Annotated in this window: 1 protein-coding gene; it reads left to right on the top strand. The window is 46.5% G+C overall.

Translation table 11 applies throughout. The features are described from left to right. Nucleotides 1-1,382: alkaline phosphatase (locus tag R7093_RS23950; protein WP_318146854.1), on the top strand; the 1,382-nt coding region annotated here is incomplete at both ends.

Genomic DNA, 1,382 nt, shown 5'->3' with positions numbered 1-1,382 from the left:
GGCTGCATCTACACTTTCATTCAATGCGCTATCCGCTGAAATCAAAAACGTTATTCTGATGATTGGTGATGGTATGGGTCCTCAGCAAGTCGGCTTGCTAGAAACCTACGCGAACCACGCACCAAACTCGATTTACAAAGGCCAAACCACCGCGCTCTACAAGTTAGCGCAAGAAGGTGTGATTGGCTCATCTTTAACGAACCCAGAAGATGCGATCGTTGTCGACTCTGCATGTTCGGCAACAATGCTCGCAACAGGTATCCCAACGGCATCAGAAGTGATTGGTATTGACAGCCAAGGCAATCACGTTGAGACCATTTTGGAAAAAGCCAAAAGCAAAGGCAAAGCAACGGGTCTTGTTTCAGATACGCGCATGACGCACGCAACACCAGCCGCGTTTGCTGCACATCAGCCTCATCGCTCGCTAGAAAACAACATCGCTTCCGATATGCTAGAAAGCGGTGTCGACGTGTTGTTATCTGGTGGTCTTCGTCACTGGATTCCAAAATCGACTAACGACAAAGGTGAAACTTACCAAGCGCTAGAAAAGCTTACGCAAGGCAGTGTTTACCTGAAATCTAAGCGTAAAGACGAACGCAATCTGCTTACCGAAGCGCAAGACCAAGGCTACAGCCTAGCTTTCAGCCGAGACATGTTGGCACAAGCAAAAGGCGACAAACTACTTGGCCTGTTCGCTTACTCAGGTATGGATGATGGTATTGTTTATAGCAACAGCAAAAACGATCCAAAACGCACACAACCATCGTTGAAAGAAATGACGGTCAAAGCGCTTGATGTTCTTTCTAAAAACAAAGACGGCTTCTTCTTGATGGTTGAAGGTGGTCAAATCGACTGGGCTGGCCACAGTAACGATGCTGGTACCATGCTACATGAGTTGATTAAGTTCGACGAAGCGGTGAACTCTGTTTACGAGTGGGCGAAAGGTCGTGACGACACACTTATCATTGTTACCGCAGACCACGAAACAGGTTCTTTTGGCTTTAGCTACTCATCAGCAAATCTACCTAAACCAGAAAAACGCAAAGGTGAAGCCTTTGAAAAACGTGATTACGCGCCAAACTTCAACTTCGGTAAGTTTGAAATCCTAGATGGTTTATACAACCAGAAGAAAAGCTACTACGGCATGATCAGCGAGTTTGAAGCGCTAGATAAAGCACAACAAACACCAGAAAAGCTAGCTGAAGTGGTGAATGCCAACAGCGATTTTTCTATCACACCTGAGCAAGCCGCTCATGTACTAGCAAGCAAACCAAACCCATACCGAGTTGCTGGCCACTCGTACCTAGAAGTAGAAACGGTACCAACAATTAACGACTTTGATGCGTTCTTCCCATACAACGACCGCGGTAACTTGCTCGCTC

It is taken from the genome of Vibrio sp. 1580 (genome assembly GCF_033340055.1).
Note: the sequence above shows the minus strand (reverse complement) of the source record. Positions and strands in the feature narration are given on the sequence as shown.